We start from the raw sequence: 13659 nt of genomic DNA, 5'->3' as shown, positions 1-13659 counted from the left end.
CCTGCATGGCCCCGTTCGATGAAATCGACATGCTGTTCTCGCACGGCACCGAAGGCGTCGGATCGACGAGCGTCGCTCGACGGGGCGACGCGCGAATGGCGCCTTCTCGGCTTCGATGCGCGGCGCTATCCGCGTGACTTGGCGACCATCGTGCGATTCGATCGGGCGCTCGCGGAACTCGGACCGCAACATAGTTCGCCGCAACCGATGCCGCTTGCGTTCTTCGAAGATACGTTGCGCAAGCACGGCGCAAGTCATGGGATCAACGCGCGACCTCAACGCGTGAAAGCGCCACGCAACAGCGCGCTCAAGCGTCTTCCAGGCTTTCACCACGCTCGGCAATCAGCTTGCCGAGTTCACGAGTCGACAGCACACGTCGCATCGGATTTGTCGAGCCGGACTCGTCGTCCGCCAGATTTTCGATGATCGTGAGCAGCACTTTGCGCGCGACCTTGATATCGCGTTCGCTCAGCCCCGTCACGCTGATCTCGTTGACTTCCTCCGCCAGCGGCACGAGCTTGTCTTTCAGCGCGCGGCCTTCGGCAGTCAGGTACACGTGCGTGTTCTTCTTGTTCTCGGGACGCTGCTGACGCTCGACCAGCCCGAGCTTTTCCATGGCAGTCACGGCGGCGAACGTGGTCGGTGCCATCACGCCCGCCTGCTCGCTGAGTTCGCGCTGCGTGAGGCCGTCGGTTTCCCACAGGATGCGCAGGAACGTCCAGTGCCCGAATGACACCGAATGCTCCGCGAGCCGCATCTGCAATGCACGGACCATCGAACGGGCGGCGTCCTTGACGAGGTGCGCAAGACGGTCGTTCGGCACGGACTCGTGCCAGTGGCGCAGCATCTGCGCGGTTTCTCCCGGCGCGCCTTCCACAGTCTTCTTTCGTGTCATGACAGTGTCTTTTCAGTAGAGCAGGTCCATTCCCGACATGATAGCCGTTGGGCCGATCGTCCTGCTGTCCGGCGTTCGGGCAGGCGTCTCCGTGCAAACCCGAGCTTGTTCCCGCCCGCTCGTCTCCTTACCATTATGATTAGATATCGAATAAAAAAGCGCAGATGCCCGGAATGCGCGGTCCAACCGCACGCGCCGGCGCATCGTCCTCTTGAGCACGGGAATCGGAGACGTTTGGTGGCCAAATCCACAGTCACGCAATTCATGTCGGAATCGGACGCCGCCGCGGCGCGCGTCGAGGCCACGTATCACAAGGTCACCTGGCGGCTGATGTCGTTCATCTTCGTCTGCTGGGTGCTGAACTATCTTGACCGCGTGAACGTCAGCTTCGCGCAGCTGCATTTGAAACAGGATCTCGGTTTGTCCGATGCAGCATATGGGCTCGGCGTGAGTCTTTTTTTTATCGGCTATATCTCGCTGGAAGTGCCGAGCACGCTATGGCTCAAAAAGATCGGCGCGCGCCTGACGATCTCGCGCATCATGATTTTGTGGGGCGGTATTTCCACGGCGATGGCGTTCATGACCACGCCGACGCAATTCTATGTCGCACGGATTCTGCTCGGCGCGGCGGAGGCCGGTTTCTGGCCCGGCATCATTCTGTACCTGACGTACTGGTATCCGGGCGCGCGGCGCGCGCGCATCACGTCGCGCTTTCTGCTGGCGATCGCCGCGGCGGGCATCATCGGCGGGCCGTTGTCGGGCTGGATCCTGCATAACTTCGTCCACGTGCTCGGCTACAAGAACTGGCAGTGGCTGTTTTTCCTCGAAGGCCTCCCCGCGCTGGTGATGGGCATCGTCGCGTTCTTCTATCTCGTCGATCGTCCGCAAGACGCGCGCTGGCTCGACGACGAGCAGAAGCAAATCATCCTCGATGCGCTCGCCGCCGACCGCGCCGAAAAGAAACCCGCGAAGCACACGAGTCACCAGTTGCTCGTCGCGTTGAAAGACCCTCGCGTGTATATCCTCGCGGCGGGTTGGGGAACGGTGCCTCTGTGCGGCACGATCCTCAACTACTGGACGCCGACGATCATCCGTCAGGCGGGCGTGTCGGACGTGCTCAACGTGGGGCTGCTGTCGGCGCTGCCGTACATCATCGGCGCGCTCGGGATGTTCGCGGTGGCGCGCAGTTCGGACGTGACGCTCGAGCGGCGCTGGCACTTCTTCCTGTGCACCGCCGTCGGCGCGCTGGGCGGCTTTCTGCTGCCCGTGCTGTCGGGCAATACCGCGGCCGCCATCGTGTGTCTCGGCATGATCTCCATTTCATATTTCGGCGCCGCGGCCATCATCTGGTCGATTCCGCCTGCCTATCTCTCCGATGACGCAGCCGCCGCGGGCATCGGTGCAATCAGCAGCCTGGGTCAGGTCGGCGCGTTCTGCGGGCCGATCGCGCTCGGCTGGATCAAGACGATGACGGGCAGTCTCGCCATCGGTCTGTCCGCCATCGCCGCGATCGTACTGCTCGGCGGTCTCGCGGTGCTGATCGGCGTGCCGGCCAACACGCTGCGCGAGCACGCGGAAAAGCATTCGTAAGCATCGGTTCTCGCAGCAGGGGCGGCGCCTTCGTCATGAAGGCGCCGTTTTCATTTGCGGCATTGGCTTCACTTCACGCAAAAAGCGTTTCAGGGAAAACCCGCTTGCGTCTAAATGATTAGATATCTAATATAAACGGCATGATGATCGATTGAGCGACAAGCGGAGAGCAAGTGCAATGAACGAGTCGGCCAGCAACGAGGTGTCATTCAGAACGCTCGTGGTGACGAAGAAGGACCCGGTGGCGGAAGGCATCTTCCGTTTCGAGCTGCGCGATGAGGCAGGGCGCGACTTGCCGCCTTTCACGGCGGGCGCGCATCTGACGGTGCGAGTGCCGAGCGGCGCGAATCGCAACTACTCGCTCTGCAACGACCCGGCCGAAACCGACCGCTACGTGATCGCCGTAAAGCGCGACGCGGCGGGTCGCGGCGGTTCGGTCAGCATGACGGACGAGGTCGCGCAAGGGGACCGTATCGAAGTCTCCGAGCCGCGCAACGAGTTCGAACTGAGCGAGCGCGCGCGCAGCTTCGTGTTCGTTGCGGGCGGCATCGGCATCACGCCGGTCCTGTCGATGATGCGTCACCTCAAAGCCACCGCCGGCCCGCGTTTCAAGCTCTATTACGTTTCACGCAGCCCGGAGACGACGGCTTTCCTCGATGAATTGTCGAGTGCGGAATGGAAGCCGCATGTGGTCATTCATCACGATCATGGCGATCTCGCCAACGCGTTCGATTTCTGGCCGGTGTTCGAGAAGCCCGGCAGCGGCGCGCATGTCTACTGCTGCGGCCCGCGTGCGCTGATGGACGGCGTGCGCGACATGACCGGTCACTGGCCGACTGGCAGCGTGCATTTCGAGAGCTTCGGCGTGGACCAGTCGCGCGCGGCGCAGAACACGCCTTTCAGCGTGAAGCTCGAGCGCTCGGGTTGCTCGTTCGAGATTCCGAAGGACCGCTCGATCCTCGAAATCCTGCGCGACAACGGCATCCGCGCGCCGAGTTCATGCGAGAGCGGTACATGCGGATCGTGCCGCACGACGCTGTGCGCGGGCGTGGCGGACCACCGCGACATGGTGCTGGGCGAAGACGAGAAGCGCGACCAGATCATGATCTGCGTGTCGCGTGCGAAGAGCGAAGAACTCGTGCTGGACCTCTGAATACATCCTCATTGAATACGTTGGTCAGGAGAAGCGTAAATGCTCACGCATGAAGAAAATGAATTGCTGTGCCGTGTCGAAGGCGATGCACCGATGGGTCAGCTAATGCGCCGTCACTGGACGCCCGTGTGCCTCATCGAGGAAGTCAGCGAGCCGGACGGCGCACCGGTGAAGGCGCGCGTGTTCGGGGAAGACCTCGTCGTCTTCCGGGACACCGACGGCAACGTCGGCGTGATGGACGAATACTGTCCTCATCGGCGCGTATCGCTCGTGTATGGGCGCAACGAGGATTGCGGCCTGCGCTGCCTCTATCACGGCTGGAAGATGGACGTGAAGGGCAACGTGATCGAAATGGTTTCCGAGCCATCGTGCAGCGACATGACGAAGAAGGTGAAGCACAAGGCCTATGAAACGAAGGAATGGGGCGGCTTCGTCTGGGCGTACATGGGTCCGCAGGACGCGATTCCCGAGTTCGTGCCGCCCGCGTGGGCGCCGACCGAAGACACGCGTGTGAGCATCGCGAAGGCGATTCTTCCGTGCAACTGGGCGCAGATTCTCGAAGGCGCGATCGATTCCGCGCACAGCTCGAGCCTGCATTCGTCGGACTTCGTGCCGGCGCGCGTCGGCGGCGCGGAAGCGACATCGAAGAACTGGCTGCGTCCATCGACCGACAAGGCGCCGCGCCTGCAGGTTCATCGCACGAGCTACGGCTTTCGCTATGCCGCCCTGCGCCGCCCGATTCAAAACGCGGCCACGCACGATTACGTGCGCTCGACCGTGTTCGTCGCGCCGGCCACCGCGCTGATTCCGCCGAACAACCTGTATAACGTCGCCAACATCAACGTGCCGTGCGACGACACCAGCACCGCGTTCTATTTCATGGCGTGGGGACATCCCGACAAGACGCCGGAAACCGAAACGTGGCGCAAGTTTCTCGGGCAGCAGGTCGGCATCGATCTCGATGCGTCTTACCGGCCGCTGCGCACGCACGACAACCGTTTCTGGCAGGATCGCGAAGCCATGAAGGCGGGCAATTTCACCGGCATCAAGGGCTTTCCAAATCAGGACATCGCGATGTGGGTGACGATGGGCCCGATCGCGGATCGCACCGAAGAGCGGCTCGGCGCGAGCGACGTCGCCGTGGTCGAATTCCGCCGGCGCATGCTCGACGCGCTGAAGGCGTTCCAGGCGGGCGAAGAGGCGATCGGTACGGGCGAAAACGCGATTCCGCGCAGCGTGTGCTCGTTCCAGGCGATGGTGCCGAAGGATACCGACTGGAAGCAGTTCGCCGCGCAGCCGGTGTGGGTCGAGACTGCGACGGAACTCGAGTCGAACTATCAGGTTCAGGTCTGATGGAGAAAATCCGACTCGGCATCGCGGGGCTGGGCCGCGCATTCTCGCTGATGCTGCCGACGTTTCTCGGCGACGCGCGCGTGCAGCTCGTCGCGGCCTGCGATCCACGCGAGACGGCGCGCGCGCAATTCGAAGCCGACTTCGACGCGCCCGCTTACCGCGACATCGACACGCTCGCGCAGCGGCCTGACATCGATGCGATCTATATCGCGAGCCCTCATCAGTTTCATGCGGCGCATACGCGGATCGCGGCATCGCACGGCAAGCACGTGCTCGTCGAAAAGCCGATGGCGCTGTCGCTCGCCGAATGCGACGACATGATCGACTCGTGCCGTGAAGCGAACGTGCATCTGATCGTCGGCCATTGCCATAGCTTCGATACGCCGTATCTGCGTACGCGCGAACTGATCGCATCGGGCGCGTTCGGCGACGTGAAGATGATCCACGCGCTCAACTACACCGACTATCTGTACCGGCCGCGACGCCCGGAGGAACTGAAGACCGACGAGGGCGGCGGCGCGGTGTTCAGTCAGGCGGCGCATCAGGTGGACATCGTGCGCCTGCTCGCGGGAAGCCGCGCGACGCGCATCCGCGCCGTAGTGGGCAACTGGGACGCACAGCGTCCGACCGAAGGCGCCTACACCGCCACGCTGTGGTTCGAAAACGGCGCATTCGCGACGCTCTCCTACAACGGTTATGCGCATTTCGATTCCGACGAGTGGACCGGCTGGATCGGTGAGATGGGTCAGGCGCGCAGCGCGGACGAATATGGCGCCGCCCGTCGAAAGCTGTCTCAGGTCGTGTCGAGAGAAGAAGAGGCACGGCTCAAGGCCGCAGGGACCTACGGCGGAGACGCGTACACGCCCGCGTCGAAAACCCGCGGCGTGCGAAGGCACCAGCATTTCGGTCCGCTGATCGTTTCATGCGAGCGTGCCGATTTGCGGCCGATGCCGGACGGCATCGTCGTGTACGGAGACGAACGGCGCGAACGTGTCGAACTCGACGCGCCGGCGGTTGCGCGCGCCGAAGTCATCGACGAACTTTTTGCCGCCGTGCGCGGTAACGCCGCTGCGCTGCACGACGGCGCATGGGCGCGCGGCACGCTTGAAATCTGTCTCGCGATGTTGCGTTCGAGCGCGGAGCAGCGCGACGTGCTCATCGGCGAAGAAACGTCAATCACAAGGGAAAGTTGAATATGGGCAAGCTCAATCTATCGGTCGCGGTGGGCAACTACGATCGCATGCGACCGCTCGTGGACGGTGAAGTGCAGATCGACGGTGTGGATCCGCTCTTCATGCTGCAAGACCCGGAGGAGATCTTCTTTCGCGCGTTCCGTCACGCCGATTACGACATCTGCGAACTGTCTTTGTCGAGCTATAGCGTAAAGACGGCGGCGGGCACGAGCCCGTATATCGGCGTGCCGATTTTTCCGTCGCGCGCGTTTCGCCATACCTCTATTTACGTTCGCAACGATCGTGGCATCGAAACGCCCGCCGATCTCAAGGGCAAGCGCATCGGCGTGCCCGAGTACCAGTTGACGGCCAACGTGTGGGCGCGTCTCTTTCTGGAGGAAGATCATGGCGTGAAGGCGTCGGACGTGACGTGGGTTCGCGGCGGCTATGAAGAAACCGGCCGTCTGGAGAAGATCGGTCTCAAGCTGCCCGACGACGTGCGACTCGAAAATGCACCCGACAACGCGACGATCTCCGGCATGCTCGCATCCGGGGAAATCGATGCACTGATCGGCCCGCGCGCGCCCTCGTGCTTCACGAACGGCCATCCGAATGTGAAGTATCTCTACGACGATCCGCAGAAGGCCGCGGCCGATTGGTACACGCGAACGAAGTTGTTCCCGATCATGCACCTGCTGGGCGTGCGGCGCACGCTCGCCGAGCAGCATCCGTGGCTCCCGGGCGCGGTGGCGAAAGCCTTCGAAAAGAGCAAGGCGGTTGCGCTTGCAAAACTGAGCGACACGTCCGCGACCAAGGTGACGCTTCCTTTCGTGGAAGAACAGTTGCGCAATGCGCGGCGGCTCATGGGGCACGATTTCTGGTCGTACGGTTTCGAGCCGAACCGGCATGTGCTGTCGCGCTTTCTGAAGCGGCACTACGAGGAAGGTTTGTCGAGCCGCCTGCTCCAGCCGGAGGAATTGTTTCATCCCGCCACGCTGGAAAGTTTCAAGATTTGACGGTTCGTGTCGGTTTCTCAGGCACGTTCTTCGATCGAATCGACGCGGTCGGGGCAGAACGCGAGGTGATCGCGGATCGGCTCGACCGCGTGATAGGGCGTCTCGTACTTTCACTAGCGAATATATAGTTCGGATAACGTATGAAAGCAGGATGCGCGGATCAGAGCTTCGATCCTCCATCGACCCGCAGCGTATCGCCCGTGATCCAGCTCGCCCGGTCCGAAGCGAGGAAGGTCACGGCACCGGCGATGTCATCGGGTTGCGCGACGCGCTTCAGAGCCTGTAGGCTCAGCGTGTAGTCGCGTCCTTCATCGGTTTTGGCGAAGCTCGACATGTCGGTCTCGACGACGCCGGGCGCCACCGCGTTCACGCGCACGCCACGCTCGCCGAGCGCGGACGCGAAGTGGCGCACGAGCGTATCGACCGCGCCTTTCGTCGCTGCATACGCGGCCAGTTCACCGACCGACGCGCGCGCCGCCAGCGACGAAAGCAGCACGACGCTGCTGCCCTGGCGCAGCATCGGCAGAAGTTGCTGGACAAGAAAGAACGGCGCGCGCACGTTGACGGCGAAGAGCGCGTCGAAGTCTTCGACCGTCGTATCTTCGATGCTCGCGGCTTTCGCAATGCCCGCGTTCGCAACCAGCACGTCCAGCCGTCCGCCGACCGCGGCGCGCACGTGGCCGGCGAGCGTGCGCGGGCCGTCGGCGCTGCGCAGATCGGCGGCGACCTTCTGCGCGTGACCGCCGCTCGCGATGATGTCGGCGACGGTCGCGTCGGCGGCCGCCTCGTTGCTGCCGTAGTGCACGAGCACCCGTGCACCGGCGCTGCCCAGCGCGAGCGCGATGGCGCGGCCGATGCCGCGGGATGCGCCCGTAACGAGCGCGGTTTTTCCGGCGAGGTCATTCATGGCTAGACTCCTTGATCGGCTTGTGGTGACGCGCGGCAATAACCTTCACGTATGGCGGCAAAACCGCCTCGCTGGCGCTCGCCGCGCTCCATGCGACTGCTGACAGCGAATCTAGCCCTCGCTTGCACAAAGAAAAAAGACTTTGTAGGCTGGCCGGCATGCCTTTAAAGCATGGCCCGTGAACGAGCAAGACAGGAGAAAGGATGGAGCTGCGCCATCTGCGCTATTTCGTTGCCGTCGCGGAAACGGGCAGCCTCACGGTCGCCGCCGAGCAGCGGCTGTTCACGTCGCAGCCATCGCTCAGCAGGCAGATCCGCGATCTCGAGGACGAAGTGCGGGCGGAACTCTTCAGCCGCAGTGCGCGCGGGGTCGAGCTCACGGCATCCGGCAAGGCGTTTCTCGACCATGCACGGCTTGCGCTTGCGCAGGTCGACGCGGCCGTCGAGGCGGCGCGCCGCGCGGCGAGCCCCGCCAAGCAGGTCTTCGCGCTGGGCTTTCTGACCGGCCAGGAAATGACGTGGCTGCCGCGCGCCATGCGCGTATTGCGCGATGAATTGCCGAACATCGACGTCACGATATCGAGCGGCTACTCGCCCGATCTCGCCGACGCCGTGGCGCGCGGCAAGCTGGACCTTGCGTTCGTGCGCAAGGAGCCGGGGCTCGACCTCGACTATCACGTGGTCCATCGCGAGAAGCTCGTCGTGCTGATGCCGAGCGACCACCGGCTGACGGCGAAAACGGCGATCAGTCCGTCGGACCTGCGGAGCGAGACGTTCGTCATGGCATCGAACAAGGCGCGCGTGCTGCACGATGTGGTCGTGAAATATCTGCGGGAAAGCGGCATCGACCCGAAGCCTGCGCATGGCGTCGACAACCTGGCGATGGCCATGTCGCTCGTCGCTTCTACGCGCGGGGTTTCGCTGATGCCCGAGTACGCGAACAATCTGCTGCCGTGGTCGGTGGCGAGCCGCCCGCTGGAAGGCGAAGCGCCGACCGTCGAGCTCGCCATCGGCTATAGCCGGTCGAACACATCGCCGGTGTTGAAAATGTTTCTGTCCAGAGCGGATGAACTGACGGCTGCCGATTGAGTGACCGGCTCTAGTGCGGATCGGCCTGCGATAAAAGTGGTGCGAAGCGTCGATTGTCAGAAAAATTTTCTGGACTGGCGACAAAATGTAGTCGTTTGACGCCTCGGCGCGGGATTTTCGGCGCGGTGTCGGCCGCGTCGGCCTGCACGCGGAAAATCGGGCCGAACGGGCCGCCTACGCATGTCACGCCATGCGCCGCTTTGCCTTTTCGTGACGACGGAGATTTTCTTTTTCGGTGACGGGCGCGTCGGAAAGGCGATAATGGCTCATCGAGCAAATACAACCGGACGAGGACGCAGGCTCTGCTGACGAAGTTTCGTCGGCTAACGGTTCTTGTACGGTTCAAACATGAGTCATCAATGTCCAACAGTCTTCCCGGTATCCAAGGCGATTTTCTGAACGCACTCAGAAAAGAGCGCAAACGCGTCGCGATCTTTCTGGTCAACGGCATCAAGCTGACCGGCCATATTCAGTCGTTCGACACGTACATGGTCTACCTCAATTCGAGCAGCGGGTCGCAGGTGCTGTTCAAGCACGCGATATCGACGATCTGCGAGGATCACGGTCCGGCCGGTCGGCCGAATCTTCGCGAATCATCCGGTCCGCGTGAGAATTCAACGCGTCCCGGCGCTGGCGGAAGACCGAATCGCGTTCGGTGACGAAAGCCAACGTCCGCGCACCTCAGCACGACGGCCGGCCCTGAGGCCGGCGCCGCGACGCGCCGGCGGGCACTATTCCCGCGGCGGCAATAGCGCCGACAGCAACCGTCGCAACTCCACACATTCGCGCGCGGTCAGCCTGGCCGTGAGGATGCGCTCGACCTCCTCGACACGCGGGCGCAAGGCGGCCAGTTGTTTCTTGCCGGCTGCGGTGAGGAACAGCACATAACTGCGCTTGTCGACGGGATCGTCGGAGCGCTCGATCAGGCCGTTGCGCACCATGCGCGCGACCAGATCGGCGATCGTCGAACGGTCCACGTCGAGTTCATCGCCGAGTTGTCGCTGATTGACGCCGGGCGTCCTGTGCAGGATTTCGAGCGCCGCGTACTGGACGCTCGTGATCTCGGTGGAGACTTCGCTGAGCCACACCGCTACGTGGCGCTGCTGGGCGCGGCGCACGAGGCTGCCCGTGAATGTCGAGCGCGCTTGCGGCTCGTCTTTTTTAATCGGCAATTTCGCAGTGTCGGAGTGGGTTAGTGCATGCGGAATATCGGCCGGAAGAACGCGGCCAGTTCGTCGTAGGCATCCAGCGGAAGAACATGAGCGACGTATTGATCCGGACGGACCACCACGAGTGCGCCCCGTTCGCGATCGACGGCGCGCTCGCCGAAGATATCAGTCGCTGCGTCGTTCGTAAATGCCTTCTCGTAGTCGATGAGACCGTACCGTCCCTTGCGCGGCAGCAGAAGCGCGGGCAGGTCTTCGAGACGCACGTCACGATGAGGCTCTTGCAGCACCGCGCGCAAGTCGAGCACGCTGTCGATATCGGCGTTCTCTGGTGTGATGCGCCGCAAGACGGAATCGGGCGACGTGGCGAGATGCGCGCACAGCGCCTGAAGCGCACTGCGCTTCGCATCCGAGAACGCGTACAGGCGCCAGCGGCCGTCCGCACGGGCCGCGTGTCCGAGATGGACCGGCTTGGCATCCGCGATGCGAACGACGGGCGATGAGTGAAAGCGCGTCCCGATCACGAATCCCCCGGCGAGTGCCTGATGAGTCGCGGCGCCCGTCAGCACGCCCTGCCGGTAATGGGTCGCAAGGCCCGCCGTGTAGCGGCCCGCACGCACGAAATACGCCTGAAGCTCCGCGGGATCGACGCCGCCCGCTTCCGGCCGGTTCGGATCCTTGGGCGGCGCGGCCATCATCGCCGACCATTCTTTGTCGAAGTCGATCAACGCTTTCGCGATGGGCTGGCGCTCATCCGAATACGTGCGCAACAAGCCTGCGTCGCTTTGGCCCTGCAAAACGGCGCCGAGCTTCCAGCCGAGATTGAAGCCGTCCTGCATGGACACGTTCATGCCCTGGCCGGCTTTCGCGCTATGCGTATGGCACGCATCGCCCGCGATGAACACGCGCGGTTCGCGAGCGGTGCCGTCGGCCGTGAGCGCATCGTCGAAACGGTCGGTCAGACGCTGTCCCACTTCATAAACCGAGAACCACGCGACTTCTTTCACATCGAGCGAATACGGATGCAGAATGTGCTGCGCCGTCTCGATGATGCGATCGACGGAAATCTGCTTGATGCCGTCGCGGTTCTCCGGCGTGACCTCCCCGAGATCGACATAGAAGCGAACCAGATATCCGCCTTCACGCGGAATGATGAGCAGATTGCCTTTGCTCGCGGACTGGATCGCTGCCTTCAGCCGGATGTCGGGAAAGTCGGTGACAGCGAGCGCATCCATCACGCCCCACGCGTGATTGGCGGCATCGCCGCGCAGCGTTTGTCCGATGGCCGTGCGCACGGCGCTGCGGGCGCCGTCGCAACCGACGACATAGCGCGCACGCACGGTCACTTGCTCGCCAAGCCGCGATGCATCGGTGCGGCGCAAGGTGACCCGCACCGGGAATTCTCCAGTCTCGTCGCGTTGAATGTCGATGGCTTCGAGATCGTAGTCCGGCTCGATCCTTTCCGCGGAACGACGCATCACATCGAGCAGGTAGTCCTGCACGCGCGCCTGATTGACGATGACATGCGGAAACTCCGAGAGACCTGTTTCGGTATCCTGAACGCGTCCGGTACGGCTGATTGCGTCGCGATCATGCGCATCGGGCCGCCAGAAGACCGTCTCATTGACCCAGTAGGCCTCGCGCAACAGGCGGTCGCTGAGGCCGAATGCATTGAACATCTCGACGGTGCGGCACGCGACGCCATCCGCCTGCCCCATGCGCAACGGACCGCTGCGACGTTCGACGATGCGCGTTCGAATCGTCGGGAATTGCGACAGTTGCGCTGCCAGCACGAGCCCGGCCGGCCCGCTTCCGACGATGAGCACGTCGACGGCGTCGGGCATCCCGATCCGAGGTGCGCCCTCGGCGGCGGGCTCGATCATCGGATCGCCAGCGCGGAAACCGTTCAGATGAAATTGCATGGTGTGGACCTCCATTCCTCGGTGCGTCAGTGTGATGAGGAATATACTCCGTACACCAACTATTTGGATACGTTCTTGTAGTGGATGTTTACCCTGATATTGCGCGCGAGTCGCTCGTCCGTGAATGATCAGTCGGTTCGCGATGTGCGGCTTATCGTTCCCCGATCTGCGCGATCGCAATTCGCACCGCCTTGCGCACTTCCGGATCGCCGTCCTGAAGCGCGGCTTCGAGGACGGCCAGCGCATCGGCATTGCCGAGTTCGCCGAGCGCGAGTGCGGCCTCCTTGCGCACGTTGCTGATCGGGAAGACGAGCAACTGTGACACCGCGTGCGTGCTCGCCACATCGCGCAGACGTCCGAGCGCGCGCACGGCCTGCAGCGCGACTTGCCAGTAGTCGTCGGCGAGCGCGCGTTCGAGCGCATCGCGCGCGCCGACGAGACGCAGTTTGCCGAGCGTCGCGGCGGCTTCTTCCCGCACGCGCCATGCTTCATCCGATAGCGCGTGCGTCAACGTGGCGAGCACGCTGTCGTCCGTGGCTAAGCCGAGCGCGCCGACGGCGGCATGCCGCACATCGACCGAGGTATCGCTGCGCGCAAGCTGCGTCAATCGCTCCAGTGCATGCGCATGACGCAGCCAGCCGAGGACGCCGACAGCTTCGCGCCTTACGACCGGCGACGCATCCGACAAAGCCTTCAACGCAGGCCCGGCCGCTTCCGGCAGGCGCAATTCGCGCAGTGCACGCAGAAGCGCTGCGCGCGTGTATGCATCGGCATCGGCATGAACGAGATGCGGCAGCAGGCGGGCGCCCGCAGCCGGATCCTTCAGCGCGGCGAGGCTTTCGGCGGCGGCTTCGCGCGTGTCCGTGTCGATATCGGTGAGCGCGGCGCACAGCGCATCGACGGCTTCGTTCGTATCCCATGCGCCGAGACGTTGCGCGGCCGTGCGGCGCACGTTGGCATCCGCGTCATGACGCAAGGCATGGGCAAGCGAGGGCAGCCACGTTTCGTCTTCGAGATCGGCGGCTTCGATCACGGCGAGACGGCGCACGGCCGCGTCGTCATGCGCGAGGCGGTCGGAGAGGGTGCTGGCAAGTGTCATGAAAAAAAACCGTATGAGAAGTCGAAGCGCGCGGGCGCGTCATCATCGAAGAAGATACGGAATGTCGACATGCACGGCATTGGTCGGACAATCGCGCTCGCAGGGCATGCAGTACCAGCATTCGTCGAACTTCATGAACGCCTTGCCGGTTTCGGGGTCGATCGCGAGCAGGTCCATCGGACAGACGTCGATGCAGACCGTGCAGCCCTTGTCGGCGATGCACTTCTCTTCGTCGATCATCACGGGAAGGCTCGAGCGCAGACGCGCTTCGCGGGGCACGAGGGCCATTTTCTTTCTC

At 63.2% G+C, this 13659-nt stretch carries 13 protein-coding genes; 7 read left to right on the top strand and 6 right to left on the bottom strand.

What is annotated here, in order from left to right; genetic code table 11:
* Window positions 1-307: 307 nt before the first annotated feature.
* Entirely contained in the window at window positions 308-895 is a 588-nt protein-coding gene (locus NCR38_RS18960; RefSeq protein ID WP_061117992.1) for a MarR family winged helix-turn-helix transcriptional regulator, read from the bottom strand.
* A gap of 264 nt (window positions 896-1159) precedes the next feature.
* Here NCR38_RS18960 and NCR38_RS18955 point away from each other — a divergent pair, with 264 nt between their 5' ends.
* From NCR38_RS18955 to NCR38_RS18935, 5 genes are all read left to right on the top strand, one after another.
* Complete coding sequence (locus NCR38_RS18955) at window positions 1160-2485, top strand: MFS transporter (protein WP_250477499.1); 1326 nt, start codon at window positions 1160-1162, stop codon at window positions 2483-2485.
* Window positions 2486-2663: 178 nt separating this feature from the next.
* Complete coding sequence (locus NCR38_RS18950) at window positions 2664-3638, top strand: PDR/VanB family oxidoreductase (RefSeq protein ID WP_061117994.1); 975 nt, start codon at window positions 2664-2666, stop codon at window positions 3636-3638.
* Window positions 3639-3677: 39 nt separating this feature from the next.
* On the top strand, window positions 3678-4991 hold the full coding sequence (locus NCR38_RS18945; protein WP_061117995.1) for a Rieske 2Fe-2S domain-containing protein: 1314 nt from the start codon (window positions 3678-3680) through the stop codon (window positions 4989-4991).
* Window positions 4991-6184 carry a Gfo/Idh/MocA family protein gene (locus tag NCR38_RS18940; RefSeq protein WP_061117996.1) on the top strand — a complete coding sequence of 398 codons (1194 nt, stop codon included), beginning with the start codon at window positions 4991-4993 and terminating at the stop codon, window positions 6182-6184. The genes NCR38_RS18945 and NCR38_RS18940 overlap by 1 nt, the downstream gene beginning before the upstream one ends.
* A 2-nt stretch (window positions 6185-6186) precedes the next feature.
* On the top strand, window positions 6187-7179 hold the full coding sequence (locus tag NCR38_RS18935; RefSeq protein WP_250477467.1) for an ABC transporter substrate-binding protein: 993 nt from the start codon (window positions 6187-6189) through the stop codon (window positions 7177-7179).
* Between the two features lie 160 nt (window positions 7180-7339).
* Here the strand turns inward: NCR38_RS18935 and NCR38_RS18930 are convergent, their stop codons facing one another.
* Complete coding sequence (locus tag NCR38_RS18930; protein WP_061117998.1) at window positions 7340-8086, bottom strand: SDR family NAD(P)-dependent oxidoreductase; 747 nt, start codon at window positions 8084-8086, stop codon at window positions 7340-7342.
* 203 nt (window positions 8087-8289) lie between these two features.
* Between NCR38_RS18930 and NCR38_RS18925 the strand changes: the two genes are divergently transcribed.
* Window positions 8290-9174, top strand: coding sequence for a LysR family transcriptional regulator (locus tag NCR38_RS18925; protein ID WP_061117999.1), 885 nt, complete (start codon window positions 8290-8292; stop codon window positions 9172-9174).
* 359 nt (window positions 9175-9533) lie between these two features.
* Window positions 9534-9833 carry an RNA chaperone Hfq gene (gene hfq / locus NCR38_RS34480; protein WP_061118000.1) on the top strand — a complete coding sequence of 100 codons (300 nt, stop codon included), beginning with the start codon at window positions 9534-9536 and terminating at the stop codon, window positions 9831-9833.
* 72 nt (window positions 9834-9905) lie between these two features.
* On the opposite strand, the gene NCR38_RS18915 is transcribed toward hfq, so the two are convergent.
* From NCR38_RS18915 to NCR38_RS18900, 4 genes are all read right to left on the bottom strand, one after another.
* The gene (locus NCR38_RS18915) at window positions 9906-10346 is read right to left on the bottom strand and encodes a MarR family winged helix-turn-helix transcriptional regulator (RefSeq protein WP_061118001.1); all 441 of its coding nucleotides are present in this window, start codon (window positions 10344-10346) and stop codon (window positions 9906-9908) included.
* Between the two features lie 20 nt (window positions 10347-10366).
* Window positions 10367-12262, bottom strand: a complete 1896-nt coding sequence (locus tag NCR38_RS18910) for an FAD-binding monooxygenase (RefSeq protein WP_061118135.1) — start codon at window positions 12260-12262, stop codon at window positions 10367-10369.
* Window positions 12263-12413: 151 nt separating this feature from the next.
* Window positions 12414-13361: a HEAT repeat domain-containing protein gene (locus tag NCR38_RS18905; protein ID WP_061118002.1), complete on the bottom strand. Its 948-nt coding sequence runs from the start codon at window positions 13359-13361 to the stop codon at window positions 12414-12416.
* 42 nt (window positions 13362-13403) lie between these two features.
* Window positions 13404-13649: a ferredoxin family protein gene (locus NCR38_RS18900; protein WP_061118003.1), complete on the bottom strand. Its 246-nt coding sequence runs from the start codon at window positions 13647-13649 to the stop codon at window positions 13404-13406.
* Window positions 13650-13659: the final 10 nt, after the last annotated feature.

Origin of the sequence: Caballeronia sp. INML1 (assembly GCF_023631085.1) — a bacterium.
Lineage (GTDB): Bacteria > Pseudomonadota > Gammaproteobacteria > Burkholderiales > Burkholderiaceae > Caballeronia > Caballeronia turbans.
This window is presented reverse-complemented; position numbering and strand designations above follow the sequence as displayed.